The 26,977-nt window shown below is 71.5% G+C and carries 24 protein-coding genes and 1 pseudogene; 8 read left to right on the top strand and 17 right to left on the bottom strand.

Annotated elements, in window-relative coordinates:
- Positions 1-10: 10 nt before the first annotated feature.
- From LDL49_RS07290 to LDL49_RS07325, 8 genes are all read right to left on the bottom strand, one after another.
- Positions 11-2,305, bottom strand: a complete 2,295-nt coding sequence (locus tag LDL49_RS07290; protein ID WP_225290159.1) for a transglutaminaseTgpA domain-containing protein — start codon at positions 2,303-2,305, stop codon at positions 11-13.
- The gene (locus LDL49_RS07295) at positions 2,293-3,414 is read right to left on the bottom strand and encodes a DUF58 domain-containing protein (RefSeq protein ID WP_225290160.1); all 1,122 of its coding nucleotides are present in this window, start codon (positions 3,412-3,414) and stop codon (positions 2,293-2,295) included. Before LDL49_RS07295 ends, LDL49_RS07290 begins: the two co-directional genes overlap by 13 nt.
- Positions 3,411-5,546 carry a hypothetical protein gene (locus LDL49_RS07300; RefSeq protein ID WP_225290161.1) on the bottom strand — a complete coding sequence of 712 codons (2,136 nt, stop codon included), beginning with the start codon at positions 5,544-5,546 and terminating at the stop codon, positions 3,411-3,413. The genes LDL49_RS07295 and LDL49_RS07300 overlap by 4 nt, the downstream gene beginning before the upstream one ends.
- A gap of 137 nt (positions 5,547-5,683) precedes the next feature.
- On the bottom strand, positions 5,684-6,106 hold the full coding sequence (locus LDL49_RS07305; RefSeq protein ID WP_225290162.1) for a YbaB/EbfC family nucleoid-associated protein: 423 nt from the start codon (positions 6,104-6,106) through the stop codon (positions 5,684-5,686).
- Between the two features lie 107 nt (positions 6,107-6,213).
- Positions 6,214-7,020, bottom strand: coding sequence for an alpha/beta fold hydrolase (locus LDL49_RS07310; RefSeq protein WP_225290163.1), 807 nt, complete (start codon positions 7,018-7,020; stop codon positions 6,214-6,216).
- Positions 7,021-7,052: 32 nt separating this feature from the next.
- On the bottom strand, positions 7,053-7,850 hold the full coding sequence (locus tag LDL49_RS07315; protein ID WP_225290164.1) for an aminotransferase class IV: 798 nt from the start codon (positions 7,848-7,850) through the stop codon (positions 7,053-7,055).
- A gap of 13 nt (positions 7,851-7,863) precedes the next feature.
- A complete protein-coding gene (locus LDL49_RS07320; protein ID WP_225290165.1) occupies positions 7,864-8,307 on the bottom strand; it encodes a MarR family transcriptional regulator in 444 nt (147 codons plus the stop codon).
- A 159-nt stretch (positions 8,308-8,466) separates the two neighbouring features.
- Positions 8,467-9,573, bottom strand: coding sequence for an alpha/beta hydrolase family protein (locus tag LDL49_RS07325; protein WP_225290166.1), 1,107 nt, complete (start codon positions 9,571-9,573; stop codon positions 8,467-8,469).
- A 133-nt stretch (positions 9,574-9,706) separates the two neighbouring features.
- Between LDL49_RS07325 and LDL49_RS56725 the strand changes: the two genes are divergently transcribed.
- Entirely contained in the window at positions 9,707-10,939 is a 1,233-nt protein-coding gene (locus tag LDL49_RS56725) for a sensor histidine kinase (protein ID WP_263654709.1), read from the top strand.
- A complete protein-coding gene (locus LDL49_RS07340; RefSeq protein WP_225290167.1) occupies positions 10,936-11,580 on the top strand; it encodes a response regulator in 645 nt (214 codons plus the stop codon). Before LDL49_RS56725 ends, LDL49_RS07340 begins: the two co-directional genes overlap by 4 nt.
- A 131-nt stretch (positions 11,581-11,711) precedes the next feature.
- Here LDL49_RS07340 and LDL49_RS07345 read toward each other — a convergent pair whose 3' ends face one another.
- The 3 genes from LDL49_RS07345 to LDL49_RS07355 all read right to left on the bottom strand — a co-directional run bounded on the left by LDL49_RS07345 (position 11,712) and on the right by LDL49_RS07355 (position 13,604).
- Positions 11,712-12,140 (bottom strand): type II toxin-antitoxin system VapC family toxin, encoded by a 429-nt coding sequence (locus LDL49_RS07345; protein WP_225290168.1) that lies wholly within the window; start codon positions 12,138-12,140, stop codon positions 11,712-11,714.
- A complete protein-coding gene (locus tag LDL49_RS07350) occupies positions 12,137-12,373 on the bottom strand; it encodes a hypothetical protein (RefSeq protein ID WP_225290169.1) in 237 nt (78 codons plus the stop codon). The genes LDL49_RS07345 and LDL49_RS07350 overlap by 4 nt, the downstream gene beginning before the upstream one ends.
- Before the next feature lie 322 nt (positions 12,374-12,695).
- Positions 12,696-13,604 carry a quinone oxidoreductase family protein gene (locus tag LDL49_RS07355; protein ID WP_308016087.1) on the bottom strand — a complete coding sequence of 303 codons (909 nt, stop codon included), beginning with the start codon at positions 13,602-13,604 and terminating at the stop codon, positions 12,696-12,698.
- A 171-nt stretch (positions 13,605-13,775) separates the two neighbouring features.
- Here LDL49_RS07355 and LDL49_RS07360 point away from each other — a divergent pair, with 171 nt between their 5' ends.
- On the top strand, positions 13,776-14,123 hold the full coding sequence (locus tag LDL49_RS07360; RefSeq protein WP_225290170.1) for an ArsR/SmtB family transcription factor: 348 nt from the start codon (positions 13,776-13,778) through the stop codon (positions 14,121-14,123).
- A gap of 10 nt (positions 14,124-14,133) precedes the next feature.
- Here the strand turns inward: LDL49_RS07360 and LDL49_RS07365 are convergent, their stop codons facing one another.
- Positions 14,134-14,673: a helix-turn-helix domain-containing protein gene (locus LDL49_RS07365; protein ID WP_225290171.1), complete on the bottom strand. Its 540-nt coding sequence runs from the start codon at positions 14,671-14,673 to the stop codon at positions 14,134-14,136.
- Between the two features lie 84 nt (positions 14,674-14,757).
- Between LDL49_RS07365 and LDL49_RS07370 the strand changes: the two genes are divergently transcribed.
- The 3 genes and pseudogenes from LDL49_RS07370 to LDL49_RS07380 form a co-directional block, all read left to right on the top strand.
- Complete coding sequence (locus LDL49_RS07370; RefSeq protein WP_225290172.1) at positions 14,758-15,648, top strand: alpha/beta fold hydrolase; 891 nt, start codon at positions 14,758-14,760, stop codon at positions 15,646-15,648.
- Positions 15,649-15,673: 25 nt separating this feature from the next.
- On the top strand, positions 15,674-16,042 hold the full coding sequence (locus tag LDL49_RS07375; RefSeq protein WP_225290173.1) for a nucleotide pyrophosphohydrolase: 369 nt from the start codon (positions 15,674-15,676) through the stop codon (positions 16,040-16,042).
- A 117-nt stretch (positions 16,043-16,159) separates the two neighbouring features.
- Positions 16,160-16,357 (top strand): annotated as a pseudogene (locus LDL49_RS07380) (helix-turn-helix domain-containing protein); the annotation flags it as partial.
- 82 nt (positions 16,358-16,439) lie between these two features.
- On the opposite strand, the gene LDL49_RS07385 reads toward LDL49_RS07380, so the two are convergent.
- Positions 16,440-17,963 carry an MFS transporter gene (locus tag LDL49_RS07385; RefSeq protein ID WP_225290174.1) on the bottom strand — a complete coding sequence of 508 codons (1,524 nt, stop codon included), beginning with the start codon at positions 17,961-17,963 and terminating at the stop codon, positions 16,440-16,442.
- Between the two features lie 59 nt (positions 17,964-18,022).
- On the opposite strand from LDL49_RS07385, the gene LDL49_RS07390 reads away from it, so the two are divergent.
- Positions 18,023-21,259: an AfsR/SARP family transcriptional regulator gene (locus LDL49_RS07390; protein ID WP_225290175.1), complete on the top strand. Its 3,237-nt coding sequence runs from the start codon at positions 18,023-18,025 to the stop codon at positions 21,257-21,259.
- Positions 21,260-21,338: 79 nt separating this feature from the next.
- On the opposite strand, the gene LDL49_RS07395 is transcribed toward LDL49_RS07390, so the two are convergent.
- Positions 21,339-22,508 (bottom strand): sensor histidine kinase, encoded by a 1,170-nt coding sequence (locus LDL49_RS07395; RefSeq protein WP_225290176.1) that lies wholly within the window; start codon positions 22,506-22,508, stop codon positions 21,339-21,341.
- Positions 22,509-22,577: 69 nt separating this feature from the next.
- Positions 22,578-23,612 carry an alpha/beta hydrolase-fold protein gene (locus LDL49_RS07400; protein ID WP_225290177.1) on the bottom strand — a complete coding sequence of 345 codons (1,035 nt, stop codon included), beginning with the start codon at positions 23,610-23,612 and terminating at the stop codon, positions 22,578-22,580.
- Between the two features lie 132 nt (positions 23,613-23,744).
- Between LDL49_RS07400 and LDL49_RS07405 the strand changes: the two genes are divergently transcribed.
- Positions 23,745-24,440 (top strand): helix-turn-helix domain-containing protein, encoded by a 696-nt coding sequence (locus tag LDL49_RS07405; protein WP_225290178.1) that lies wholly within the window; start codon positions 23,745-23,747, stop codon positions 24,438-24,440.
- A 126-nt stretch (positions 24,441-24,566) separates the two neighbouring features.
- Here LDL49_RS07405 and LDL49_RS07410 read toward each other — a convergent pair whose 3' ends face one another.
- Both LDL49_RS07410 and LDL49_RS07415 read right to left on the bottom strand, forming a co-directional pair.
- Positions 24,567-25,058 (bottom strand): hypothetical protein, encoded by a 492-nt coding sequence (locus LDL49_RS07410; RefSeq protein ID WP_225290179.1) that lies wholly within the window; start codon positions 25,056-25,058, stop codon positions 24,567-24,569.
- A gap of 121 nt (positions 25,059-25,179) precedes the next feature.
- A complete protein-coding gene (locus tag LDL49_RS07415) occupies positions 25,180-26,793 on the bottom strand; it encodes a VanW family protein (RefSeq protein WP_225290180.1) in 1,614 nt (537 codons plus the stop codon).
- Positions 26,794-26,977: the final 184 nt, after the last annotated feature.

Raw genomic sequence — 26,977 nt, forward strand, 5'->3', positions numbered from 1 at the left:
CCGATCCCGCTCAGCGGAGCAGGGAGCCGGGTGCCAGGCGGTGAGCGAGGCGGCGCGGTAGCGCGACCTTCCGCTTGACCAGCAGGTCGATGTTCGCGTAGTGGCCCCAGGCCGTGTCCGCTGCCGCTTGGTCCACGGGGGCATCGCCGAACCGGGTGAGGTTCGCCAGGTCGGCCAGCCCGGTCAGCGGTTCGTTCGCGTGGGCGCCCAATGCCGTCACCCCGAGCGTGGCCACCTCCCGAGCCGTCAGTACGCGCGACGAGGCCGGGACCCCGGCGGCGCGCAGTCGTACCACCGTCTGCCGCCACGCGCCCGCCACCCGCGCCCGCGGATCGCCTGTCCGGCGGCGTCGGCGGCGCAGGGGTGGCAGTACGGTCACGGCCAGCAGGTACCCGCCCAGCAGCCCCCCGGCCACCGCGCCCGCGATCGGCAGCCAGGTGGTTCCGGCTCCGTGGCCGGCTTGGCGGGGTGATGGCTGTGGTGTGGGCCGGTGGGTCGACGGTGTGGTGGCGGGGTCGGCGTGCTCGCCGCTGATCTCCTGCTCGACCTCCTGCCGCTGCTTGGAGACGCCTTCGGCGACGTCGCCGCTCTGGCCCGCGTGGCTGCGCGCCGGGGTCGGGTAGAAGGGCACCCAGCCGATCCCCTTGAACTCCACCTCCGCCCACGCGAGTACGTCACCCGCCAGCACCTGCCGTACGCCGCCGCCCTCCGACTTGCCCGGACCGAAGCCGACGACCACCCGGCTGGGCAGGCCGAGCGAGCGGGCGAGCAGCGCGTACGACGCCGCGAACTGCTCGGTCGTGCCCTTCTTCGCCTCGGTGAGGAAGAACTGGATGCTGCGATAGCTGTGCCCCGGCGGGGAGTTGACGTCGTACTGGGCGTGTTTGCGCAGGTAGGCGGCCAGTCGTACGGCCTGCTGCATGGGGCTGGTGGCGCCGGCCGTGGCCTTGCGGGCGATGGCGGCGAGGCGGGCCCGCTGCGGGGGAGTACGGCCGTCGGGGCCGCTGGGCAGTACCAGAGCGGCCTGGTCGGCGGCTGGGACCGCTTCGCGCAGCTCCGCGGCGGCGTAGCGGCGGGTACCGGAGATCACCCGGTACGTGACTCCCTCGCGAGCGGTGGAGGCACTCGCCAGCATCCCGGTCGCCGGATCTGCCATCAGGCCGGTCGTCGGTCCGGTGAAGGTCACCTGCTGCGGGCGGTCCGCCGCGGGCAGCCAGGGCCCGGACAGCTTCTGCAGCGTGAACTGCTGCTCGACGACGTCGCGGGCGCCCCCGAGGTCGTCGCCGTCGGCGGGGACCCGGCCGCCCGTCGGCAGGTATCCGGCGCCGGACGTCCACGTGACGCCGTCGAAACGGTCCAGTACGGCCAGCCGCCAGTTCGCCTCGGTCGTGGACCTGACGGTGAAGAGCTGGCGGTAGGGGTTCTGGAGCCAGGCCGACACCTGGTCGAGCGGGCTCACCCCGGCGAGCGGGCGCGGGGGCGGCTGGGCCACCAACTGCCGCACGTCGTACGGCTTGCTCGCGAACGGCAGCACCGGCCCGGCCGCGACGGCGACCAGCACGAGGCCGGCCAGCAGCGGCACCCCCGCCACGAACGTCCTGGCCGCTCTGGCCGCCCGGACCAGGGCGAGGACCAGGGCCAGCCCGACGAGGACGGCCGGCGTCGGCAGCCGCGAGCCGGGACCGGACACGCCCAGCACGACGGCGGCGGCCAGCACCGGTACGGCCGGCGCCGCCGGGAGCACCACCGCCCTGGTCCGCAGGGCCAGCTCGGCCCCGGCCACCGCCGCCGCCCAGACCAGGAAGTGCGTCAGCACGATCGTCCTGCCGTCCCCCTCGGCCGGCAGAATGGTCGTGAGCAGCGCCTTCCCCGAGTCGCGCACGCCGAGCAGCGCGGCCCGCACACTGGCCGGACTCGGCAGGAACCCGGCCACGGCCTGCGCCCTGAACAGGGTCGCCGACACCGCGACCAGCCAGGCCAGGAGATTAACGGCCAGAGACGCCCACAGCGGCAAGATCCTGGCCAGCGCGTACGACACCACCCCCGGCACGACCGCCGCCACGGCCACCACAGGGATCAGCCCGCCCAGCATGAACACCCCGTCGAACGCCAGCCCGGCCGTACCCGCCAGCAGGACCACGATGACGACCCCCGCCACCCGCCGCCACTCGGGCACAGGTGGCAGCGGCGCAGCCTCGGACGTCCCCGGTCGCACGCCCGGCGTGGGCGGGGTGACCGGCATGGCCCGCACGTCCGGCGCGGGCGGGGCGTCCGGCAGGCCCGGCGGGGTCGTCACCGTGGCCACGCAGCCGCCAGTTCGGCCAGTTCGCCGATCTCGATGACCGTCACACCGGGCACCAGCGGCGGCCTGTCGCCGGAGGAGGCCCCGACCCAGACGCAGACCACCTGGTCGAAGCGGCGGCGCACCGAGGCGACGCCCGTGAGCGCCGTCCGTGCCCCGGTGACCAATACCAGCGCCCCGCCGGAGCCCGCGCGGCGCACCGAGTCCATCGGCGTCTCCGCGTCGGCCGTCCGCTCGACCAGGGCCAGCCGGTCGAGCACCTCCTCGGACTCCTCGCCGCCGCCCTTGACCGACAGCAACTCTCCCGCCCCGGTCAGCAGCCGCACCGGGAAGCGGCGGCGGCTCGCCGACCAGGCGACCGACGCGGCCGCGTCCACCGCCAGCTCGAACTCGTCGTCATCCCCGTAGGACTCGGCGCGCGTGTCGAGGATCGTGGTCGTGTACGGCAGGCTGACGTCCTCCAGCTCCTTGACCATGAGGGTCCCGGTGCGCGCCGTGGACCGCCAGTGGATGTGCCGCAGGTCGTCGCCGATCACGTAGTCGCGGACGCCGTTGAAGGTGATCGTGCCGCTCGGCGAGCGGGAGGCGGAGCCGTCGAGGTGGCGCTGCCTGCCGGAGTTCAGCGGCTCCAGCGGCACCGTACGCGGCCGGACCAGCAGCAGGTCCGCCTGGCCGTACGAGGTCGTGCGCCGGGCCAGGCCGAACGGGTCGGCCCGGTCGAGTCGCAGCGGGCCCACCGGGGTCTCGCCGCGCCTGCGGGTGGGCAGCCGGTACGACACGGTTCCGGTGGAGTTCCTGGCCAGCGGCGGTACGGCGACCACGATCGCGGTGTCCCGGCAGGTGTCGTGGGCCTCCAGGGCATCGCGCCGCCAGCGGCCCCTGTTCGTGACGCGCAGCATCGCGATGGCGGCCTCGCCCCTGGCCACCTTGACGGGCGTGACCTCGCGGCGTACCTCCAGGCGTGGCCGGCGCAGCGTCCACAGCAGACCGGCGCCGACGGCGACGATCCCGCCGATCGACAGCGCGCCCGCCTGCTGGTAGCCGAGCGGCGCCGCCACCGCGTACAGCAGCACGGAGGCGGCCAGGGTGCCCCAGCCGGCTCTGGTGATCATTCGCACTCCCAGAGGGGGGCGGCGGGGAATCCCCCCTTCGGGGTGTCCATCAGCACGTCGTTCAGCCAGCCGCTGCCCCGGCTGGACTCCACCTTGTTCCAGACGTCGCTGCTCATGCCCGTGTCGGTGTCGGTGTAGCCCGCGCCCTTGGTCTGGCAGATCACGGTCATGGTGATGTACTCACCCTTGGGGATGCGGCCGGCCTCCGCCCCCGCCGAGGGGCCGGAGCGGATCAGAGTGTCCCTGTTGTCGTTGTGCGCGTTGCGGAACTGCGCCGACGGCGGCTGCAGCCCGGCCTTGGCCTCGGCGCGCTCCTGGCCCTCGCCGGCGCCGTTCTTGGCGCGCAATGTCCAGGTGTAGTCCTGGCCGTTCTTCAGGCCGGTCACCTCCGCGCTGGTTCCGTCGAGCGTGCCGGGGTGCTGGCCGGGGCCTTCGAGGACGTAGCTGACGCCGCCGTCCTTGGCGTTGTCGGGCGCCGACCAGGTGAGGTCGGCGCCGTGGTTCTTGCCCTTGGCCTCGAAGCTCGCCGGTCTGCCGGGGGCGACGCAGGGGCGTACCGGGATGGTGGGGTCGGAGACGGACTCGCCGCCGTCGTACTGGGCCGCGACGCGGAAGGTGTACTCCTGGTCGCAGCGGCCTCCGGTGACCCGGAACTGGAAGGGGCCGTCGGACCGTACACGGTCCGGGGTCACGTTCGCGCTGTCCGGGGCGCCCTTGAGCGTGTAGCCGGTGGCCTTGCCCTGGCTCGACGGGGTGAACACGATCTCCATCCAGCCGGGTCCCGAGTTCGCCGTGACGGTGCCCGGCGGTCCGGGGGTCTGCGTCGGTGTGGGCGTGGGCGTGGGCGTCGGGGTTGGCGTAGGCGTCGGGGTGCTGGTCGGGGGCGGGCTGGGGGTTTGCGAGCGCTTCGTCGGGGTGGGCTTCGGTGTACGCGTGACCGTCACCGTGGGCCGTACCGTGGGCTGGGTGGTCTGCCGGGTCGGGACGGTGGTCGGGAGCGCCATGGTGGGCGTGCCGGTGGGTACGGGCAGCGGAGTGGGGGTGTCCTTCTGGCCGAGCGCCTCGTCGTACTTGCCGACCCGGTGCGCCCTGCCGTCCTGCTCGACGACCAGCGCGGTCTCGCTGAACTGGTCGTTGACCCACAGCAGGCCGTCCTTGACGAACACCTCCAGCGGCCCCGCCTTGCCGGTGATCACCTTCTCGGCGTCGAACCTCTTGGCCACCGTGTCGTACACGATGAGCCGCCCGGTGCTCTCGTCGGCGATGTAGACGCGGCGGCCGAGAGCCTGCGGCGGCCCGAGCTTGCCGCCCTTCACCGACACGGTGCTGAGCGCGCCGCTCGCGGTGTCCACGAGCACCAGCGCGCCCTGCTTGGGCGCGAGCATCGGGACGATCGTGGCCTCGGCGACGGCGGGCATCAGCATGCCTCCGCGCCCGGCCTCGGTCACCGTGCTGGGCAGGCTCACCGTGAGCCGCGTACCGGTCGAGCCGATGACCATCGCCGACGCGGCGGCGGAGTTGGTGACCAGCGGTACGCCGTCCGCCATGGTCAGCGTGAGCGGGTCGCCTGGCTCGCCCACGGTCACAGGCTTGCCCTGCTGGGCGCCGTTGATCTGGGCCAGCGTGCCCGCTTCCGGCACGGGCACCCAGAGGGTTCCGTTCTTGTCGATGCCCGCCTGGCCGAGCGGGCCCTTGAGCGTGATCGCGGCGCCGATCGTGTCCACGGTCAGGGGATTCACCTGCTGGACGGTGCCCGCCTGCGGGTCGATCGCGTACGCCTTGCCCGCGCCCATGACCAGCTGCGTGCCGCCGGCGCCCAGGCTCTTGGTCTGGGCGACTTCGAGCTGGGTCGGGTCGATGCGGCTGACCTGCCCGGTCGACTCGTCGACGACGAGCACGCTGTTGCCGTCCTGGACCACCTTGAGCTCGTCGCCCTTCGCGGCGGCCAGGTCCACGCGGCCGTCCACCTGGCCGGACAGGCCGTTGGCGTGGACGACCTCACCGTTGAGCGCGCTGGCGAGCCACGCGCCGATGTCGGCGAGTTTGGGCCGGGCGCTGGACACACCCGTACCCAGGAAGAACCCGATGCCCGTGAGCGCGGCGACGACCGCGAGCGCGACGAGGCCCGCCATCCTCCGCCGTGCCGCCTTCTGCCACCGAATGGCCACCAAATTCACATCCCGCGACATTTGCGCACATGCATACCCGCCGACACCCTAGAGCGGCGGGGGCGGCTGGGGGCACTCTTCAAACAACCTCGAAGTGTCGGTCAGGTCGTGCCCCGGCGCCGCTCGTCGATGGCCCGCATGCGCTCGTCCATCGATGATTCGAAGGACTCGAGGACCTGGCTGAACCGGTCGTCGAGCTCCCGCTGGGTCGGCATCGGCTCGCCGAGCGTGTCGGCCATGACCTCCCTGGCCTTTCTGCCGGCTTCCTCCTGGGCCTGCTGGGCGGCCCGCAGCAGTTCCTCGGCCAGCTTCTGGCTGTCCAGGCGCATCGCGCGCGGGGCGATGGCCAGCTCGACGAGCCGCCCGTCGGCGCCGGCCGCCACCCGCACCTGCCCGTCCGCGCCGGTGCCCCGGCCGACGACCACGTCGACCTCCTTGCGAACCTCTTCGACGCGGAGCAGCATCTCCTCCGCCTGGGCGGTGATCCGTTCGAGGTCTTCGGGGCGGAATTCCGCAGCGTCCATGCCGGGATGATCGCCGACACTTCACCAACAGCGGCGATATTTCGGGAAAGGTGGAAGCGACGGCGGGTTCCAGGGCCCCCGACTGCGCGAAAGAGCCACGCGACGTCTTACGCGAGGACCTCGCGTAGCGCGGCCGCGTACGCCCTGGGGTGCGAGGTGTTGCCGTTGTGCCCGCCAGGGAAGTGCACGAGCTCGGTGCCGAGCAGCCGCGCCAGCTCCTCGGCGCATCGATAGTCGAAGACCGTGCGCGGTGTGGCGCTCCCGGCGACGGGCACGATCGGGGCGCCCTTCAGCGTGGCGGGGTCCAGGCGGTCGGCGATGATCGCCGTCCAGTCGTGCTCCACGAAGTAGCCGAAGTTGGCGATCCGCTGCTCGGTCATCGGCTGCGGGGTCAGGTCCGGCTCGATGTCCTTGGCGGCCAGGTCGATGCCGAGTGTCCTGCTGATCTCCTTGAGCAGGGCGGGCAGACCGTCACGCCGATAGATCTCCTGCCCCTCGGCCAGTTCCTGCCGGTGGCCGAGGCGCTCGTCAGGGGGGAGCAGCCACGGCGCGACGGGCTCGTGCGCGATCAGCCTGCTCAGCCGGCCGCTCGCCACCAGGTGGAGCCCGATGGTGGCGCCGAAGCTCATGCCCAGCATCGTCACCGGTTCGCCGGTCAGGTGGTCGAGCAGGCGCAGGACGTCGTCGGCGTGCTCCTCGACGGTCGCGCCCCTGGCCGGGTCGTCCAGGGTGCTGCGCGAGAGCCCGCGCCGGTCGTACGTGATCACCGTGTGGTCGGAGACGAGCCGGTCCACGAGGTCGACGCTGCGTCCGGCGTCACCTTCGCCGCTCTGCGAGATCAGCAGGGCGGGGCCGGTGCCCCGGACCTCGAAGTAGAGGTGTGCGCCGGCCACCCGCAACATGCCAGTTTTCATGGCACTCACCGTAATGCATCAAGAGTGATGTATCAAGAATGATGGATTTCTTCCCAGGGCATGCCTTCGAAGTAGCCGATCAGCCGGCCCATCGCCGCCTCGTCCACCTTCAGCGTCAGGTCGTCGACCCGCCCCACGGCCACGACACCGTGCGAGTTCGTCACGAACACCGACTCGAAGTCCGGCAGATCCGCCACCCGCAACACCCGGCTCTCGTACGGCACACCCGCCTGAGTCAGCCCCGCCTCCATGAGCTGCATCGTGATGCCGTGCAGCATGGGCGCGTCCGGCCAGATCACCCGGGTGCCGTCGAAACAGCCCAGATTGGTGATCGAACCCTCGGAGATCACCCCGTCGTCCGCGGTGAGCAGGGCCTCGTCGAAGCCCTCGGCCTGCACCCGCCGCCCCAGGTAGCCCTGGGGGAAGCCGCCGGTGTGCTTGACGTGCGGCAGAAAGCGCTGGTAGCGGACCGATTTGAGGCTCCGTGGGGTGGTGGCGACGTCGGTGGGAGGCTTGGCGGTCACCAGTACGTGCAGGCGGGCGACCTCGCACACATAGACCCGTACGGACGCGTCGGGCGCAGCCGCCGGTCGCCGGTCCAGGCCCAGTGCCGATCTGATGGAGTCGACCACGAGCCCGCGGTCGAGCGGGCGGCCGAACAGCTCCTCGGTGGCCCGGTCGAGCCGGTCGAGGTGGCGGTCGAGGCCGCGTACCCGGCCCTGCCTGACCTGCATCGCGGTGAAGTGCCCGTATCTCGCCGATACGGCCAGCGTCACCTCCGGCGCCTCGGCGAGCCTGCCGTCGATCACGGTGCGTTCGATGTCGATCAACTCCCTTGTACGGCTAACGGCTGAGCGTCCCGGGAATGAGGCGCCGGGCCAGCTCCTCCAGCATCTCGACCGTCTCGGCGATGTCCTGCCGGTCGTCGGTGTCGAGGGCCGCGGCCACGGCGTCATCCACCGGCGCGGCTCGTACCTCCGACACCCGCGCCGAAACCTGCGGCGACTCCCTGATCAGGGAGCGCCGCCGGTCGCGGGGGTCGGTCATGGTCTCCAGGGCGCCCACGGACTTCAGCCGCGCGACGGCGGCGGAGACGGCGCTCTGCGGCAGGCCGGTGCGGGCCGCCACCTCGCCCACGGAGGTGTCGGGATGCTCCCGGACGTCGCTCACGACGATGAGGACGGTCCGGACGCTGGTGGAGTGCTCGCCGATGCCCTCGGTGGGCATGGCCTCCTCGCCGATCTTCATCAGCGTCCGCCCGAGCAGGAACAACTCGACCCCGTTCACCTCAGGCACGATACCGCGATGATCCCCGGGGTGGTTCGTCACGCGACCGGAGGTGACTCCCCAGGAACCCCAGCCACGACAGACCGTCACAGAGCCCGAGACGCTCGGGGGGAGGAGGAAGGGCACGCCTTCACCGACGCTCTCGGGACACTATGACTTTCAGCGCCAGAACGTCACTTCGGGGAAGTCCTTCGACGGCTTGTCCAGCAGCGACTCCCGCTCCTGGCGCAGGTGCCGGTCGAGGAAGGCGCCGACGTACGCCCGGGTGATCGACACGGTGCGCTCACCGCCAAGCGCGGGTGCGGGCAGGCCCACCTGCGGCCTGATCACCGCGTAGTCGGTGAACGAGGCGTGGTCCGTGTCCGCGACCGACAGCCAGCGCTTCCACCCGTTCACCTTCGGCCACCAGTTGACCCACGACACGTCCCCGGCCGGCGTGTGGTTCCCCTTGGTGCCCATCATGAGGAGCGGCCCGCGTACCCTCCCCGTGGGCTGCTTCGGGTTGTAGCTCCCGTCGAGGTTCACCCCGGCGCGCACCCGCCTGTCGGCGGCCATGAGCTGCGGGGTCGCGTTGCCGCCCGCCGAGAAGCCGACCACGCCGATCCGCGACCGGTCGACCAGCCGTCCCCAGCCGCTCTTCGCGGTGAGCCGGTCGAGCACGAACGACAGGTCGAGCACCCGGCTCTTCGCGATCGCGGCCCCTCTCTCCTCGGTGTTCTCTCCCGCGCACGCCGCGCAGGTCGTGGTCCGCCCGTCGGGGAACGTGGTGGCCACCGACTCATAGGTGTGCTCGACGGCCGCGACCAGGTACCCCTTGCTGGCCAGGTCCTCCGCCAGCGAGGTCATCGTCGCGCGGGGGAAGCTGAAACCCGGCGACACGAGCACGAGCGGCAAGCTGCGTCCGAGGGGCTTCGCGTTCACCGTGGCGTTGGTCCGGGTCTTGGCCAGCGTGTCGGCGGGGACGTTCGGATAGGGCTTGACGATCAGCGCCGACTCCTGCGGCGTCATGTAGGGAGCGGCTCGCGTGCCCGCCTTAGCGGCCGGGTACCACAGGGAGACCATGAGCTGCCGCGGCCCGTCCTGCGGCACCCACGGATCGGGACGATCGGCGTCGACCAGATGCAGGGAGGCCAGCCCGACGGGGTACTTCCCGGTGGGCGCGGGCAGCGAGGTGCCTGCGGTCTTGGCCTGTGCCTGTGCCTGTGCCGGTACGGCCGGAGTCGCCAGCAGGGCCACGCCCAGGGCCACGATCAGTTGTCGTTTCATGACGGCCAGCCTGGGCCCGGACCCACCGGCCCGGCTTGCCCGGGAAGTCGACCGGCACCCCCTCCTTTCGTAGCGGTCCGGATCGACGATCGGCTCGGGCGGCGGCCCCGCGTCGCGCCATAGGCTGACGAACATGCAGGTGAGCAGACGGATCGAGGGCAGCTTGCCGGTGCTGCTCGGGCCGGCCGTGTTCGTGGTGTCCGCGGTGCCGTTCGACCAGACGGACGGCATGACGTCGCCGGTGTTCGTCGCGACGGCGGCCGCCGCGGGCGTGGCGGCGTGGTGGGCGCGGCGGTCATGGTGGCCGCTCGCCGTGCTCGGTGCCGTCTTCTACGTGTGGCTGGTGATGTGGCCGCCGCTGATGGTCGCCTCCTACTACGCCGGTACGACCCTGCGCGGCACCCGCGGCATCGCGAGCTACCTGGGCGGGACCGCCGTGGCGCTCGGCGCGGCCGTCGTCGTCGGCGACCTGATCGGCGGACGCCGGGAGATGGTCACGGCGACCCCCGCCAACGTGGCGCTGATGGCCATGGCGCTGGTGGGGCTGCCGTTCGTGTTCGGGCTCTGGACCCGGGCCCGGCGCGACGTGCTGGCCGCCGCCAGGGAGCGGGCCGACCGGCTCGAACGCGAGCAGGTCATGCGGGCCGAGCAGGCCAGGGCCCAGGAACGGGCGCGCATCGCCAGGGAGATGCACGACGTGGTCGCGCACCGGGTCTCGCTGATGGTGCTGCACGCGGGGGCTCTGGAGGTGCGGGCCGCCGACGAGCCCACGGCCCGTACGGCGTCCATGATCGGCGACATCGGCCGGGAGGCGCTCGCCAACCTGCGCGAGCTGCTCGGCGTACTCCGCTCGAACCAGCAGCCCGCCGAGCTCAGCCCGCAGCCCACGCTGGCCGACCTCGACCGGCTCCTCGACCAGTCGCGCGCGCTGGGCATCTCGGTACGCAGGCACGACCACGGCCGGCCCCGCGCGCTCGGCTCGACGGTGGAGCGGACCGCCTACCGGGTGGTTCAGGAGGCGCTCACCAACGTGCACAAGCACGCCCGCGACGCCCACACCGACGTACACGTGCGCTTCCTGAACGACACCCTCCAGGTGGAGGTCCTGAACCGGGGCACCGTCGACGGGCCGGTCGCCGATCGGTCGCTGCCGGACGGGCGGGACGCGACGCTGTCGAACGAGCGCGGTGCGGAACGGGCGCTGTCGGACGAGTCGGGTGCGGAGCGGGCGCTGCCCGGAGCGGGGTGGGGGCTGGCGGGGTTGCGTGAGCGGGTCGAGCTCCTCGGGGGGTCGCTGGCGGCCGGCCCCAGACGGGAGGGCGGCTATCGCGTCACCGCCGACATCCCCGTGCGGGCCGCGGCATGATCCGGGTGCTGGTCGTGGACGACGAGGCCCTGGTCAGGTCCGGGTTGCGGATGATCCTGGAGACGGCCGACGACATCGTGGTGGTGGGCGAGGCCAGGGACGGCGAGGAGGCCGTCGGAGCGGCGGCCCGGCTCAGGCCGCACGTGGTGCTCATGGACGTACGGATGCCCGGCACCGACGGCCTGACCGCCGCCGCCCGCGTGCTGGCCGCCCCGGACCCGCCCAAGCTGATCATGCTGACCACGTTCGACCTGGACGAGTACGTCCACGAGGCACTACGGCTCGGCGCGGTCGGCTTCCTGCTCAAGGACACGCCTCCCAGAGACCTGACCGCAGCCGTCCGTACGGTGGCCGCCGGCCAGGCCATGCTCTCCCCGTCGGTCACCAGGCGACTGATCGACGCGTTCGTGGACCGGGCGCCCTCGCGGTCGGACGCGGCCCGCAGGCAGCTCGCGGCGCTCACCGGCCGCGAGGAGGACGTGATCAGAGCACTCGCCCGCGGCCTGTCGAACGCCGAGATCGGCCGCGACCTGCGCCTCTCGGAGGCGACGGTGAAGGCGCACGTGAGCCGGGTGCTGGCCAAACTCGGCCTGACCAACCGCGTCCAGGCGGCCATCCTCGTCCACGACGCCGACCTGTGAGCTTGGCTTTCGAGTGCGCCACGAGCACGGAAGCTTCTGATCGACCTCCGAGAGCGGGCAGGATCGTTCCGCTTCCTCATGCGTGATCAGGACGCCAAGGTCGCCACCGTCTTCGATGGCCGTCGGCCGGTTCAGGCGGCGACGATCCGGACGTGTGAATCCAGTCCTGCGAAGTCGTCGGGGTTGCGGGTCACCAGGGGGAGGTTGTTCGCTGCGGTGACCGATGCGATGAGAAGGTCGGCGAGGCGCTTGCGGGGCTGGCGGCCAAGGTTCAGGACGAGGGCGTAGATGATTCCGTAGGAGCGGGCCGCGTCGTGGTCGAAGGGGACGGGGTCGAAGGTGGATTCTGCCCATTGCAGCCTTGCTTGTCGTATGGCCCGCTCATCGAAGGTCTTGGCTGCGTGTGGACCGGCTGCTAGCTCGGCCATGGAGATGGAGCTGATGGCTGGACGAAGATCGCCGGGTCGGCGACCGAGGTTGTCGGCGATGTGCTGATCGTCGAGCTGTTCGAGGTCGATGATGGCAGAGGTGTCCAGCAGGACGTTGATCGGGTTGCTCACCGATCGTCACCGAGCAGGGTGTTCTGGTCGAGCACTGCGTCGACGTCGTTACGGAACTCGGCGTGGTCGATGTGTGGCAGGCGCTGGGCGGTGCGCTTGGCTTCGTTCCACGGCACGAAGGTCCGTCGACCTGTGACCAGCCGGAGCGCATGGGCACGGACCTCGACGAGTTGGTCGGGGGTCAGTTGCTCGACGAGGTGATGTACGTCGTCGTAGTCATGGGCGGCGGTCACGTCTTCGAGTCTACGCTCGATTGTTATCTCAGCAGGTGGAAGTGCTTGAACGGCTAGGGATCCGTTCAACGGCGCTGGTCAGGGCCTTGGCACTCGTGCGTACCTGCGTTCCGTGCAAGGGCGCACGATTCTCCAGAACGCAGGGACCGGCTGCGCCCGTGCGGCCACCTGCTTCCCTGACTGGACCGAGTATCACGTTGGGCTAGGGGCCATCCACCGCGGCTGGAGAACCGTGCTCGACGATTTCGGGGGTGATCTCTCTGGGACCGCCATCGTCGTTGACGACGCCGACCTCTCAGACACGATGTCGGCGAAGCAGCTGCTATTTCGTGCTCGTGGAGACCACTCGTGCCACGTACTTGCCCCGGCCGCGGCCATCGGCCAGCAGTTGGTGCACCGCAGGCACATCGGAGAGGGAATCCACCTCGGTGACGTCGACATCGAGCCGACCGGCGGCGATCAGGTCCAGGACGCGGCGCAGGGCCGCGGTGACGCGCTCCGGTGCCGAGGCGCTCAGGCTGGTGATGCTGAAACCGCCGATCGAGACGTTGCCGCCGATCAGCCTCCCCGCGGGCGGGAGAGGAGCGGGCTGGCCGCCGCCGGCGTTGCCGAACAGTACGATCCGCCCGCCGGGCGCCGTAACCGCCAGATCGACGTCGAGCATGCTGGTGCCCAGCGGGTCCAGCACGACGTCGACGCCGCTCCCGCCGGTGGCGGTCCGTACCGCCTCGGCCAGATCATCACCACGAGCGAACGCGGCGTCATAGCCGCTCTTCCGAGCCGAGGCGATCTTGTCCGTACGGCCGACGGTCCCGATGCGCAGTCCGCCACCTAACTCGGGCACCAACTGCGCCAGCGCGCTGCCCACGCCACCGCCGGCCGAATGCACCAGCACGTTCTCGCCCGGGCCGAGCCGAGCCGCGTCGGTCAGCAGTAGCAGGGCGGTCGAGAAGACCATCGGGGCGCCTGCCGCGGTCGCGAGCGAGATCCCGTCCGGTACCGCGACGGTCAGCGGCGCTCGCGCGAGTGCGACTTCGGCCAGGCCGCCTCCTTGCGTGAACGCGGCCACCCGCTGTCCGATTTCGAGATCAACACCCGGGCCGACCGCTCGTACGAGGCCGGACACCTCCAGGCCGGGCACGTACGGCCAGGCGGAGGCGTATCCAGGGTCACCGCGGCGGGCCATCACGTCCATGAAGTTGACCCCGGCGTATGCGACATCGATCGTCACTTCGCCTGTCCCCGGACGGGGTTCGTCGATCGTCTGGACAGCCGTACGGTCCGATCCCTGTGAGGGTGCGGTCATCACCAAAGCGCGCATCCGAGGCTCCTTGTTCGATGTTCGTCGTACAACGAAAGTCGTATCATGGTTGTACGATGTTCGTCGAACAAGAGGAGCGAGATGCCCAGATCTCACGGCCGCCGCGCGGCACTGGTTCACCCGGACGCCGGCGCCATTGACGTGCTGGATGTTCTGCACGCCCTCGCCGATCCCACCCGCATGACCATCGTGCGGACCCTGCGCGCCGATCCCGAGCGAGCCTGCGGCACCTTCCCGGTCGACGTCGCGCCTTCCACGCTCACCCACCACTTCCGGGTGCTACGCGATGCCGGCGTCATCCGCCAGCGCGAGGACGGCAACCGCCGCTGGACCACACTCCGCCTCGAAGATCTCGACGCCCGCTTCCCCAGCCTCCTGGACACCATCGTCTCGGCATATGACCGTCAGGCTGACTCGGCCAATACCTGACACCAGCAGATCATTCCGTCGGCGGTGACTCGGTCGGAAAGAAGATCGTGCTCAGCAGGTGGTGGCTGCGGTCCGGTGCGGGTTCGTTCCGTAGCCGGGGCATGATGACGCCCACCATCTCGCTGATCATTTCGCGGAGTTCGTCCTGGTTGAGCCAGAGCGGGAACTGCCGGTAGGACACCGAGTCCGCGGTCGGGTCGGCGTTCTCCCGGTCGAGGTAGGCGTTGAACTCGGCGAGCAGGGCCGCCATGGCCGCGGCGAAGCCGTGCCGGTGGTCTTCCAGGGACATCGACGCGGCCGCGTCCCGGTCGATCACCGCCCGCGTCCGGCGTAGCCGGTAGTGGCGTTCGACGGCGCCGTGCACCCGCTGCTCGACCTCCACCTCCAGCACTCCCGCCTCGGCCAGCAGTCCCACGTGCCGATACACGGTGGTCTTGGGGACGTCGGGCAGCCGAGCGCACAGGTCGGAGGTGGTGCGGGTCAGCCCGCCGGACATGGCGTGCACGATGCGCAGCCGTACCGGGTGCAGGAGCAGGTCAAGCGTGTCCATCTGGGTACGATCCCATATCTGGTATTGTTCCCAAACTTGGGAAAGCAATGCGGTGACAGGAGGGGTTCAGCGATGGAGGACCAATTGACGCTTCCACTGGGGCGGTTCTACGAGGTGGGAGGCCGGCGGTTGCCGCTGCACCGATCGGGCGACGGGAGTCCGGCGGTGGTGTTCCTGCCCGGGGCCGGATCGTCCGGCATGGACTTCCTGAACGTCCAGGAGAGAGCCGCCGAACTCACCACCAGCGTGCTCTACGACCGTGCCGGGACGGGGTGGAGCGACCGGGTCGAGCTGCCGCGCACCTCCATCGAGGTCACCGACGAGCTGCGCGAGCTGCTGCAGGTCGCCGGCGTGCCCGCGCCGTACCTGCTGGTCGGCCATTCTCTCGGCGGCCTGTACGCCCGCCACTACGCGCAGCGCTTCCCCGGCGAGGTGTCGGGTCTGGTCCTGGTCGAACCCGAACATGAGGACTACGACGCCCACATGCCCCCGAAACTGGTCGAGACCTGGGCCGAATGGGACGCCGACCAGGAGATTCCCGACGAGCTGCCCGACGAGGTCATCCAGTTCTACCGCGGCCTGTTCACGCAGGTGCTGGCCGACTGGCCGGCGGCCACCCGCGAACTGCTCGTCGAACGCCATGTCAGCCCGGAATGGATAGGGATCGGCGCCCAGGAGGCGGCCAACCGCTACCAGCTCCACGACGAGGTACGCGGGGCGGGACGGCTGCCCGACGTGCCGCTGATCGTGCTCACCGCCACGGGCATCGACGCCTTCAAGGAAGCGGTGTCCCAAGGCACCCCCGAATCGCTGCTCCGCGAGGAGATCGACGGCAAGCGGCGACTCTATGACGCGCTGGCCGCATCGGTTTCGCGCGGCGAGAACCGCCTGGTCGACGGCGTCGGCCACGCCTCCATCATCTTCCGCCGCCCCGACGCCGTCTTCCAGGCGATCCACGACCTCCTCGACAGGTGACGGGCGGGCGCTAAGGTCGTCAGGCGTGACGAACGAGTTGGAGCCACTCGCCGAACGGCAGCGGGAGTTCGCGCGTGCGCGGGACTGGGAGCAGTTCCACACGCCGAAGAACCTCGCCATGGCGCTGGCAGGGGAAGCCGGGGAACTGCTGGCGGAGTTCCAATGGCTCACCCCCGACGAGTCGGCCGACCTCGACCCCGAGGCGCTCGCCCGGGTCCGCTCGGAGCTCGCCGACGTGACGCTCTATCTGGTACGGCTGGCGGACGTGCTCGGGGTCGACCTGGTGGCGGCCGCCAACGCCAAGCTCGACGAGGGCGAGCAGCGCTATGACGCCGACCTCTACCGCGGCTCCGCCAGAAAGGCCCCACCCCTCAACCGGCCGCCCAGCGCCTGACCCCGGGAGCGCCCGCTCAGTGCCTGTCGGCCGTCGCAGGGTGCGGGCGTGCACGACCGCCGCCCGCGACTCCCTCAGTAGTAATGACGCATCAGCGCGGAGCCCGGCGGCCAAGCCGGACCCCTCGACACGCTGACCCCTCAGGAGCTACAGGTCGTCCGGCTGGCCGCGACGGGCGTCACGAACCGGCAGATCGCCGCCCAGCTCTTCCTCAGCCCGCGGACGGTGGGGTTCCACCTGTACAAGGCGTACCCGAAGCTGGGCGTCTCCTCGCGCACGGACCTGGCCGGGATCGACCTGGGCTGGCCCGCCTGACCGGTAAACACTGGAAACACCGGAGACACCAGAACACCGGACCGGCTGCCGAGCCGATCCGGTGTCTCACGGGATGCGGACGTCATGCGGTGACCGGCACCTCTGCCGGGGCCTCGGACGCCTGCGCGGCACGGTCGTGGTGGCGGAGCACGGCGATCGTGACGGCGGCGAGGACCAGGAAGACCACCACGCCGACCGCCGCGACCGCGTTGAGCCCGGTGGTGAAGGCGTCCCTGGCGACCTCCAGTACGCCCGGCACATCCTTGGCGACCGTCACCGCGGCGGTGATGCTCTCGCGGGCACCCTCCACCGGCAGCGTGTCCGGCAACTGGCCGCGGTAGACGGCGGTCCCGAGGCTGCCCAGCACGGCCACGCCCACGGCCACCCCGAATTCGCCGGAGGTCTCGCCGAGCGCCGCCGCCGAACCGGCCTTCTCCACCGGGGCGGCCGTCATGATCAGGCCGTTGCCCGCCCCCATCGGCACCGCGATCCCGGCCGAGGCGAGGATCAGGCCGGCCACGACCAGCCACGTACCGCCGACGCTGGGCACCTGGGTGTGCACGAACAGCCCCACGGCGCCGACCACCAGCCCGGCCGCCATCGCGTACGCCGTCCCGAACCGGCGGGCGAGGGCCGGGGCGAGCGTCAGCGCGGCGATCATCACGATGTTCTGCGGCACCAGCCACAGCCCGGCGCTCAGGGGCGACAGCCCGGCGACCGTCTGCAGGTACGTCGTGCACATCAGCGTGGTGCCCGCCATGACCACGCCGCCGAGCAGCATGATCCCGAGGGTGGCGGCGAACGCGCGGTTGCCGAACAGGCGCAGGTCGAGCAGCGGGCCGGCCAGGCGGCGCTGGCGGCGGACGAACACCACGCCGACGGCCACCCCGATCACGACCGCGGCGACGGCCGGCGGGTTGACGCCGTTCCTTGCGACGTCCTTGAGCCCGTAGATGACCGGCAGGATGGCGGTCAGCGACAGCGCGACGCTGGCCGGGTCGAGCCGCCCGGCGGCCGGGTCGCGGTACTCGGGCAGCAGCGCCCGCCCGGTCGCCAGCACCAGCACCATGAACGGCACGCCGAGCAGGAACGCCGAGCCCCACCAGAAGTGCTCCAGCAGCAGGCCGCCCACCAGGGGACCGAGCGCCATGCCGACCATGAAGCAGCTGAACCAGATCCCGATCGCGGCGCCCATCTGCTTCGGATCCCGGAACATGTTGCGCAGCAGCGCCATCGACGACGGCATCAGGGTGGCTCCCGCGACGCCCAGCAGGGCACGGGTGGCGATGAGCATCTCGGCGCTGACCGAGAAGGCGGCCAGGACGGACGCGGCGCCGAAGCAGGCGGCGCCGATCATCAGGAGCCGGCGGCGGCCGATCCTGTCGCCCAGCGTTCCCATCGTGACCAGGAACCCCGCCAGCATGAACGAATAGATGTCCAGGATCCACAGCTGCTGCGGCGCGCTCGCGCCCAGGTCGGCGCTCAGCCGTGGCAGCGCCAGGTAGAGGACGCTCCCGTCAAGGGAGAGAAGCAGGGCCACCGAGGCCAGGACGCCCAGCCCGAGCCATTCCCGTCGTCCGGCGAGGTTGTTCATCGTGTTCTCCATGCCTCCACGGTGCTGGAGCGGCCTTCAGATCCACTTCTCGTCCGCTTAAGGTGGCCCTTATGCGCTTTGGGGTGCTCGGGCCGCTGGCCGTATGGACCGACCAGGGGGAGCCCGTCACGATCCCCGGGCTGAAGGTCCGCGCGCTACTCGCCGACCTGCTGGTGGATGAGGGAAGGCCGGTGTCGACCGACCGGCTCGTGGACGACCTGTGGGCCGGCGAACCGCCGGCCAACTCCGCGGGCGCGCTCCAGGTGCGGGTCTCGCAGCTGCGGCGCGCGCTGGAGGAGGCCGAGCCGGGCGGCAAGAACCTGATCGTCTCGCGCGCGCCCGGCTACCTGCTCAAGGCCGCCGAGGGTACGGTCGACGCCGCGCGGTTCGCCGACCTGGTTGCCCGGGCCGAGACGGCCCAGAGCCCGCGGACCAGGGCGGAGCTGCTGTCCGACGCGCTGGCGCTGTGGCGCGGCCCGGCGTTCGCCGACTTCGCCGACGAGGAGTACACCAGGTCCGCGATCCTCCGGCTGGAGGAGCAGCGGCTGTCCGCCCTGGAACAGCAGGCCGAGGCGCGGCTGGAGCTGGGCGAGCACGGCCTGCTCGTGGGCGAGCTCGGCGACCTGGTGGCCCGCAATCCGCTGAGGGAGCGGCTGCGGGCCGTACACATGCGGGCCCTGTACCGCGCGGGGCGGCAGAGCGAGGCGCTGGCGAGCTACGCCGACCTGCGCGAGCGGCTGGCCGAGGAGCTCGGCCTCGACCCCGGCCCCGAGCTGGCCGCGTTGCACCAGGCCATACTCGGCCAGGACCCGGCGCTGAGCAGCCCGGCCGGTCGGCCCGCCACGAACCTGCCCGCCTCGCTCAGCGACCTGATCGGCCGGGACGGCGCACTGGCCGAGGTCCGCACCCTGCTGGAGAGCAACCGGCTCGTCACCCTGACCGGCAGCGGCGGCGTGGGCAAGACCCGGCTGGCGCTGGAGACCGCCACCCGGCTCGCCGACGCGTACGCGGACGGCGCGTGGCTGGTCGAGCTGGCCCCCCTCGACCGGGGTACGCGCTCGCCGGACGCCGACGGGCGGGCACCGGACCTCGACGGGCGGGCGCCGGACGTCGATGGGCGGGCGCCGGACATCGACATCCGGACGGTGGCGGAGACCGTCGCGGCGGCGCTCGACATCCGGGAGGAGTCCGACGGGACGCCGCTGGCCGACCGGCTGGCCGACGCGCTGCGCTCCCGGCAGCTCCTGCTCGTCCTCGACAACTGCGAGCACGTGATCGAGCGGGTCGCCGAGCTGACCGGCCGGTTGCTGCGGGCCGCTCCCGGACTGCGCGTGCTGGCCACCAGCCGGGAACCGCTGGCGGTGGCCGGTGAGGTGCTGTGGAGCGTGCCGCCGCTGGACGTACCGGCCGGTGCCGACCCCGATGAGGTGGCGCGGTCGGAGGCGGCCCAGCTGTTCGTGGCGCGGGCCGCCGCCTCGGCCCGCGGCTTCACCCTCGACGAGGGCAACGCCGGGGCGGTCGCGCAGCTCTGCCGGCGGCTGGACGGGATCCCGCTGGCTCTGGAGCTGGCCGCGACGCGGGTACGCGCGCTCGGCGTGCACGGGGTGGTGGCCAGGCTCGACGACCGGTTCCGGCTGCTCGCCTCCGGGCAGCGCGGCGCGCCGCCGCGTCAGCAGACGCTGATGGCGGTGATCGACTGGAGCTGGCAGCTGCTGACCGAGCCCGAACGCGCCGTCCTGCGCCGCCTGGCCGTCCACGCCGACGGCTGCACGCTGGAGGCCGCGGAGGAGACCTGCGCGGAGGACGGGCTCGACGTGCTCGACCTGCTCGCGCGGCTGGTCGACCGCTCGCTGGTGGTCGTGGCCGACGGTACGGGAGGCATGCGGTACCGGCTGCTGGAGTCGGTGGCCGAATACTGCCTGGAGCGGCTGTCGGAGGCGGGTGAGCTGCATCGGGTACGGCAGGCGCACTCGGCCTACTACACGGCGCTGGCCGTACAGGCTGAGCCGTTTCTCTACGGCGACGCTCAGCGCGAGTGGCTGCTGCGGCTCGACGCGGAGGCCGCGAACATGCGGGCGGCGCTCGACGCGGCTGCGGCGGCGGGAGACGCGGCCGGTGCGCTGGCGCTGGTGAACGCGCTGGCCTGGTACTGGGTGCTGCGCGGCCGGTTGGCCGAGGGGCGCCGGTCCCTGGAGTCAGCCTTGGCCATCGCGGACGACGGTGCTGTTTCGGAGGCTCGGGCCAGGGCGGGGGCGTGGCGGGCCGGGTTCGCCGTCATGCTGGGGGAGGACGTCGACTGGCGGTCCGCCGTGGATCAGGTGGAGGATCCGGGCGTACGGGCCAGGGCCGAGTGGTTCATCGGCTCGTCGGCGCTCGACATGGTGACCGGGCAGGAGCTGGTGACGAGCGCGCTGGCGACGTTCCGGGCCATGGGTGATGAGTGGGGGATCGCCGCGGCCCTGAGCTGCCGGGCGCGGGACGCCTTCACGCGCCGGGACTTCGTGGCCCTCGAACGCGACGGTGAGGAGAGCGCGCGGCTGTTCCGGCAGCTCGGCGACCGGTGGGGCGTGCTCCAGGCCACGGAGTGGCTCGGCGGGCTGGCCGAGATGGGGGGCGACGCGGAGCGGGCCGGGCGGCTGTTCGCCGACGGGCTGCGGATGGCGGAGGACCTCGGGCTCTGGCCGGAGGTGGCCGGACGCACCGCGTGGCTGGGCTGGATGGCGCTGGGGGCGGGCGAGTTCGAGCGGGCCATGGAGCTGTGCGGGCGGGCCCTGCACATCGCCTCCGGGCAGGGCCATCGAGAGACCTCGATCATGGCCGAGATGGGACTCGCCTATGCCGAGCGCCGGGGCGGCCACCTCGACCTGGCGGAGCAGCACCTGAACCACTTGCTCGAAGGGATCGCCCGGGGCCCCGGCGTCGAACCCGCCCTGCACCTGCCGGACACGCTCGTCGAGCTCGGCTTCCTCATCGAGCGACGCGGGGACGCCGCGACCGCCAGGGACCTGCACCTGGAGGCGCTCGTGGCGGCGCAGCGCATCGGCGACCCGCGCTCGGCGACGTGGGCCGTGGAGGGCCTGGCCTCCGCCGTGGCCGCCGGGGGCGCCCACGAACGGGCCGCCCGGTTGCTGGGGCTGGCGGCGGGGGTACGCGAGCACAACCAGACGCCCGCCGCTCCGTCGGAGGCGGCCGAGGTCACGCGGGTCACCGAGGCGGTTCTGGCGGCGCTGGGCGAGGCGGAGTTCGGGATCGCGTACGAGCAGGGCGGCAGGCTGAAACTCGAGGACGCGGCCGACCTAAGCCCGTAGGGCCATCAAGAGGCTGTGAAGCCGCCAGGCCCATCACCCGGAGCCTGTGAAGCCATCAAGCCCATCGCCCGGATCGCGCTCATCGCAGGCCCATCGGGATCCGGGCCCGAACCGTGAACCCGCCGCCGGACCGTACTCCGGCGCTCAGCTCACCACCGACCACACTGACGCGCTCCCGCAACCCGACCAGCCCCCGGCCGCCGCCACGACCCAGTCCGGGGCGGCTGGGTCCGTCCGTGGTGACCTCCACGTCCATCCATTCCTCCCCATGACGCACGTGGACCAGCGTGCGCTCGCCCGCGGTGTGCTTCACCGCGTTGGTGAGCGCCTCCTGAACGACCCGGTACGCGGCCACCTCCGCGGCCTTCTCCATGGCGCGTGGCTGCCCGTCCTCGACCAGTTCCACCGGCTGCCCGGCGCCCCGGGTCCGTGCCACCAGATCGGGCAGCCGGCCCACCGACGGCTCGCGGCCTTCTCCGTCCGCGTCCGGCGTACCGTCCAGCGCGCCGAGCAGGTAACGCAGGTCGGTCAGCGCATGGCGGCCGGTCTCGCTGATCGCCGCCAGGCCGGTCGCGACCCGCTCGGGCTGCCCGGCCAGGAACTGCGCCGCGTCGGCCTGGACCACCATCGCCGTCACATGGTGGGTGACCACGTCGTGCAGCTCCCGCGCGATCCGGGCACGCTCCGCCGCGACGACCGCCGCCTCGGCCAGCCGTACCCGCTCCGCCTCGGCGGCGCTCCGCTCCCGTACGACGACACCGGCGGCCCAGCACGCCACCAGGAACAGCAGGAAGGTCGTATAGTCCAGCGGACGTTCCGGCGACCCCGACTCGTGCAAGGCGACAGCGAGCCCCACGTACGCCACCACCGCGACCACGGCCACGGCCACCGCGAGCGACCGGCGCCGCAGGTGGGCGCCCGCGCTGTACAACGCGACGATCAGCCCGAGCCCGGCGAACGCCGTGGGATAGCGCAGCAGCTGGAAGGCCATGAACGCCCCGCCGACCACCGCCAGACACCCGGCGGGCCACCGCCGCCGCATGACCAACGGCAGGCTCTGCGCCAGAATCAGCAGCACGCCCACCGCGTCGAGCGGCAGGTCCGGCAGGTCCGCCAGATCGACGCCCTGATGAGCGAACCCGGGCACGAACGACAACCCGGCCAGCATCCCCGCCAGCACGACATCCGCCCGCCGACTCCACGGCGCCGTCATCGCCATCAGCCGGAAGGAGGCCGCCAGTCGAGACACGCCCGCCAGCCTAACGGGACCCCGTACGGCCCGGCGCTGTCGCCGGCCTTGCGGCAAGAGGCGGGGACCTCAGGGGGAGAGGCGGCGGGTCAGCCAGGCCAGGGCGAGCGGGTAGCGATACTCGATCGCGCCGTGCCCGGCGTCGAAGAGCTCGAAGTAGATCCGCTCATCCGGCACCCCCGCCGCCTCCAGCGCCCGCCGGAACGCCGTGGCACCGAAGTCCAGGTAGTACTCGTCCTTGGTGCCCGCGTCGACCCAGATCGCCCGCATCGACCGCAGCGCCTCGGCGTACTCGGGCCTGGCCGCCATCACCACCGGGTCGCGGGCCAGCCAGCGCTCCCACACCTCGGGTATGACGGCGCCCGTGTCGTCGAACGGCAGGCGGACCGTGCCGTGCTCGTCGGCCGAGTACGCCGCCGCGTAGGCGTACATCTCCATGAGTTCGAGGTCGCCGTCCCTGGTCCCGGCGATCCTGCTCCGGAAGTCGGACAGGAACGTGTCGTACGAACCGCCGTACATGTCACGTAGCCGACGCGCGATGTCCGGCAGCCCGAACCGGAAACTGACCTCGAACAGCGAGTCGCCCGCATGAGTGGCCAGCGCCCCGAACACGTCCGGCCGCAGCATGGCGGTGACCATCGCCCCGCCGCCCCCGCTGGACTTGCCGGTGACCGCGCGGTGATCGCGGCCGGCCAGCGTACGGTAGCGGGCGTCCACCCACGGTACGACCTCGTCGCACAGGTAGGAGTGGTAGCGGCCGGTCGCGGGCGAGTCGAGAAACTGGCTGCCGCCCAGCGAGGTCCACGCGTCGACATAGACGACGATCGCGGGCGGCACATCGCCGGCCGAGAACACGCCGTCAGCCAGCTCCGGGTACGTCCGGCGGAACGGCGTCCGGTTGAACCACATGGCGACATGCGCGGTGTAGCCCTGCAGCACATAGATGGCCGGATAGCGCCGCTCGGGATGGTCGTCGTACCCCGGGGGGACGTACACGTACAGGGGCCGCTCGTGCGGATCCCCGAGGGGGTTGCCGCGCAGCAGCGCGCTGTCGATGACGTTGTGGTCGAGGCGGCCGGCCAGCTCATCGGACCAGGGCAGCATGGGCTTCCTCTCGTTGGCCGGGGTCAGCTGACCGAGATGTCGATCCCCGATGGACAGTTGGGGATCAGCCTGCCACCTCCGCTTTGCCGTTGCGCGGCCGTCGGGGGTGCCGGGGCTCGCTAGGCTTCCTCCGTGGACAGCGCAGAACTGAAGAACCGGGTACGCGAGCTGCGAGCCGAAGGCAGGTCTCCCAAGGAGATCGCCCGCACACTGGGGGTGTCGCCGTCGGTGGTGGCCCCGCTCGTCCGGGCCGTGGCGGCCGAGGGCAGCGCGGCGGCGGCGGGGGAGCCCGAGGTGGCCGGTTGCTGGATCAACGTCGGCTGGAGCAACGGCCTCACCGTCGACCCCGCCCGAGGCTGGATCGACGAGAAGCCGGATGCCGACGGGCTGGAGGGCAAGGTATGCGTGCTGGTGGCCCGGCGGCACAAGTGGGACCGGATGACGGTCTGCGGCTACCTCGCCGACGTCTACTGCACGGGCGTCAAGGACCTGATCGGGCCGGACGTCATCGACGACCGGCAGCTCAGCAGGTTCCGCGAATACTTCTTCAGCGACTACGCGGGCTGGCAGGAGGCGCCGATCGAGCTGGCTCAGCATCTCGTCTTCGGCTCGGTCGACTATGCCCGCACGCTGGGCCTGGAGCCGTTCGTGACCTTCGACTCGGCCTCCCACGTCCTGGGCACCTGGGAGGGCGGCCCGTCGGCGATCACCTTCGGCCGCGACGGCAAGCCGTTCTACGTCCCGGGCGAGAACGACGAGTCCGGCAAGATCGTCAGAATCCTGGAGCGCAAAGTAGGCCCGGCGGGCTTCGACACTTCCGTTGAGTGATCCGGTGGTGTGGAGAGCCGACCCGGCGTGCTGACTCTGGCCTCGCCGACCCGCGCGGCCGCGATCGCCGCGGCGCTGGACGACGACCTGACCGTGGTAGGCGAGGACTGACCAGGCCCTCGCCTCCTAGTGCGGGACGACGCCCTCGACCAGAACCCGCCGATAGTTGGCGATGCGCTGGTCCACGCTGTCCAGGCAGCAGCTGGAGCACTTCGTCTCCTCCATGGAGGTGTAGTACAGGCAGCACGTGTCGCGCAGGTAGAACAGTCCCTCCCGGTCGTCTGCCGTGAGCCGGACGACCTTGCCCAGGCGGTCGAGGTCGATGGTGGACACGGCCGAGAAGGTCTTGTAGGCGCTCTCCAGCTGATCGACGTCCCCGCCGCGTCTGCCGGCGATGCAGAAGGCCGCCGCGCAGCCATGCGCCACGCCGCCCTCGACGGCCCAGGCCAGCACCGCGGCCGCCGTCACGGTGCCGGCGTACACGGCCATGACCGTGAGCGCGGTCGCGTGATCGGAAACCTGGCCGCTCGCCCGGCGCTCGGCTTCGAGAATCCGGCCCAGCTCCGCCGACCGCGGATCCAGCAGCCGGTCACAGGCGATCCAGTCCTCTCCTGGCACGAGCTCCTGTTCGAGAGTTGCCCTGTCAGGCGGTGGCGGGGAAGAAGCGTCAGGTGCTCGAGGAGGACGACGATAACCAGCCGTGTTCAGCTTCAGAATGAGCGCCGTCGGAGAGCCTGGCTCACTTGCATGTCAAACGCGGCTCGGCGGCGTAGACGGTGTGGAACTTCTGCCTGCGCACTTCCTTGCCGTCTTTCTTGAAGATGCGCCAGACATCGATCGCGAAGCCCTCCGCGCCGCCCATGGGAATGCAGTCCTTGCCGGAGTCGGTGAGGGAGGGGGCGGTCTTGACGTCGTAGCGGGCCGAACTCTGGGCGGTGACGTCGTAGCGTTTGGTGCTCCAGAAGTCCACGGTGATCGACGTGCTCGTGTAGGAGGTCTTGATCAGCACGCCGTACGGGGAGTCGTTGCGCCAGCGGAAGTCCGGCTGCGGATAGGAGACGGTGGACTCGCGGCCGGCTGGATAGCGGGTGATGTAGTACTGGTGCGCAATGTGCTGCACGTCCTGGAATCCGCCGAAGAACACGGCGTTGAACATCGTGGTGGCGAACTGCGACACTCCGCCGCCGACGTCGTTGACGAACCGGTTGTTCAGGATCATCGGCGCCTCGACGAAGCCGCGCGCCTTGTCGCGCTTGCCGACCAGGCCGTTGAGCGAGAACGTCTCGCCGGGCATGACGACATGGCCGTCCACAATGTCGGCGATGCGGTGGATATTGGTCACTCGTGGTGCGCAACACGGGTAGCGGGTGGTGAAGGTGCTGACCTTCTTCTTGACCTCCAGCTTCCTGGCCTGCTCGGTGGTCAACCGGGGCTGCGCCTCGGCCACCGGTACCTTCACCTCACGCCGGCCGGCCGCCAGGGCGGCGGAGACGGCCCCGCCGAAAGCCTTCGCGTCGATGCCCCGGCCGGGACGGGCGGGGAGGACGCGCGGCTTGCCCTTCACGATCTCGAAGGAGGCGTCTTGGGGCTGATGGCTTGCCGGGACGAGTTGTTTCTGCAAGTCAGGGAGGAGTTCTCCGCTGCGGAAGGAGGGGCGCAAGCTGCCTTGGCCGTCGGAGACGAAGCGAAGCCCGGCGGCCAACTGGGCGCGGTTCAGGCTGGCTTTCCTGTCGCCGTTGACCAAGGTCAGCGGACTGGCGACCGCCGCGCTGGCCATGGAGCCCGCGACGCGACGCACCTCGGCCGACGAGACCCGGGGCGGTAGCGTGCGGAGGGGCAGCGCGACCGTAGCGCGGTTTCCCAGGAAGGCCTCGCGGACCAGCCGCGCGGCGGCGTCGCGGTCGAGGGCGCGGCCCGACTTGGCGGAGATGACCTGCGGTTCGAGGCCCTGGTAGCGCACGCCGCCCTCGCGAGGCTTGAGGTCGATTGTCTTGGCCAGAACGGCGAGCCGGGTGGTGAGTCGGGATTCGTCGGCCGTGATCCGTGGCTGGAGCTCTCTGTCTTCGCCGAACAACGACCGGACGACTCCGGCCGGGCTGCCCGCGCCGTCCAGCGCCGCCGCGAGTGTCGCCGGGATGTCGAACCCCAGCCCGAGCGCGGCGGGGGTCAGCCGTGTCGTCTTGCCCGCCGCGGACAGCTCCATCGGTCGGTTGGCCCGCTTGCCGAGCTCACGCTCCAGCCGGGCGCGAGCGTCCGCCTCCGGCAGGCCGCCAACGTCCACGCCGCCGATGCTGGTGCCGGACGGCACCTGACCCCCCAAGGCGATCGCGAGAACGGCATAAACCGCAGCCATGACGACGACCGTTGCGACCGCGACGAGCATCCAGCGACGTCGGCGCCTTCCCGCGCGGCCGCTCCTGGGCGCCGCCTGCTGCGCCAGAGCGGCACGCGGGCTCATCGCGAGGCCCCACGAGATCGTGGATCGACATGGCACATGGCGAGAAGTCTAACCACGCTACTAGCACAAGCCGTAGATA

Source organism: Nonomuraea aurantiaca, from assembly GCF_020215705.1.
Classification (GTDB): Bacteria; Actinomycetota; Actinomycetes; order Streptosporangiales; family Streptosporangiaceae; genus Nonomuraea; species Nonomuraea aurantiaca.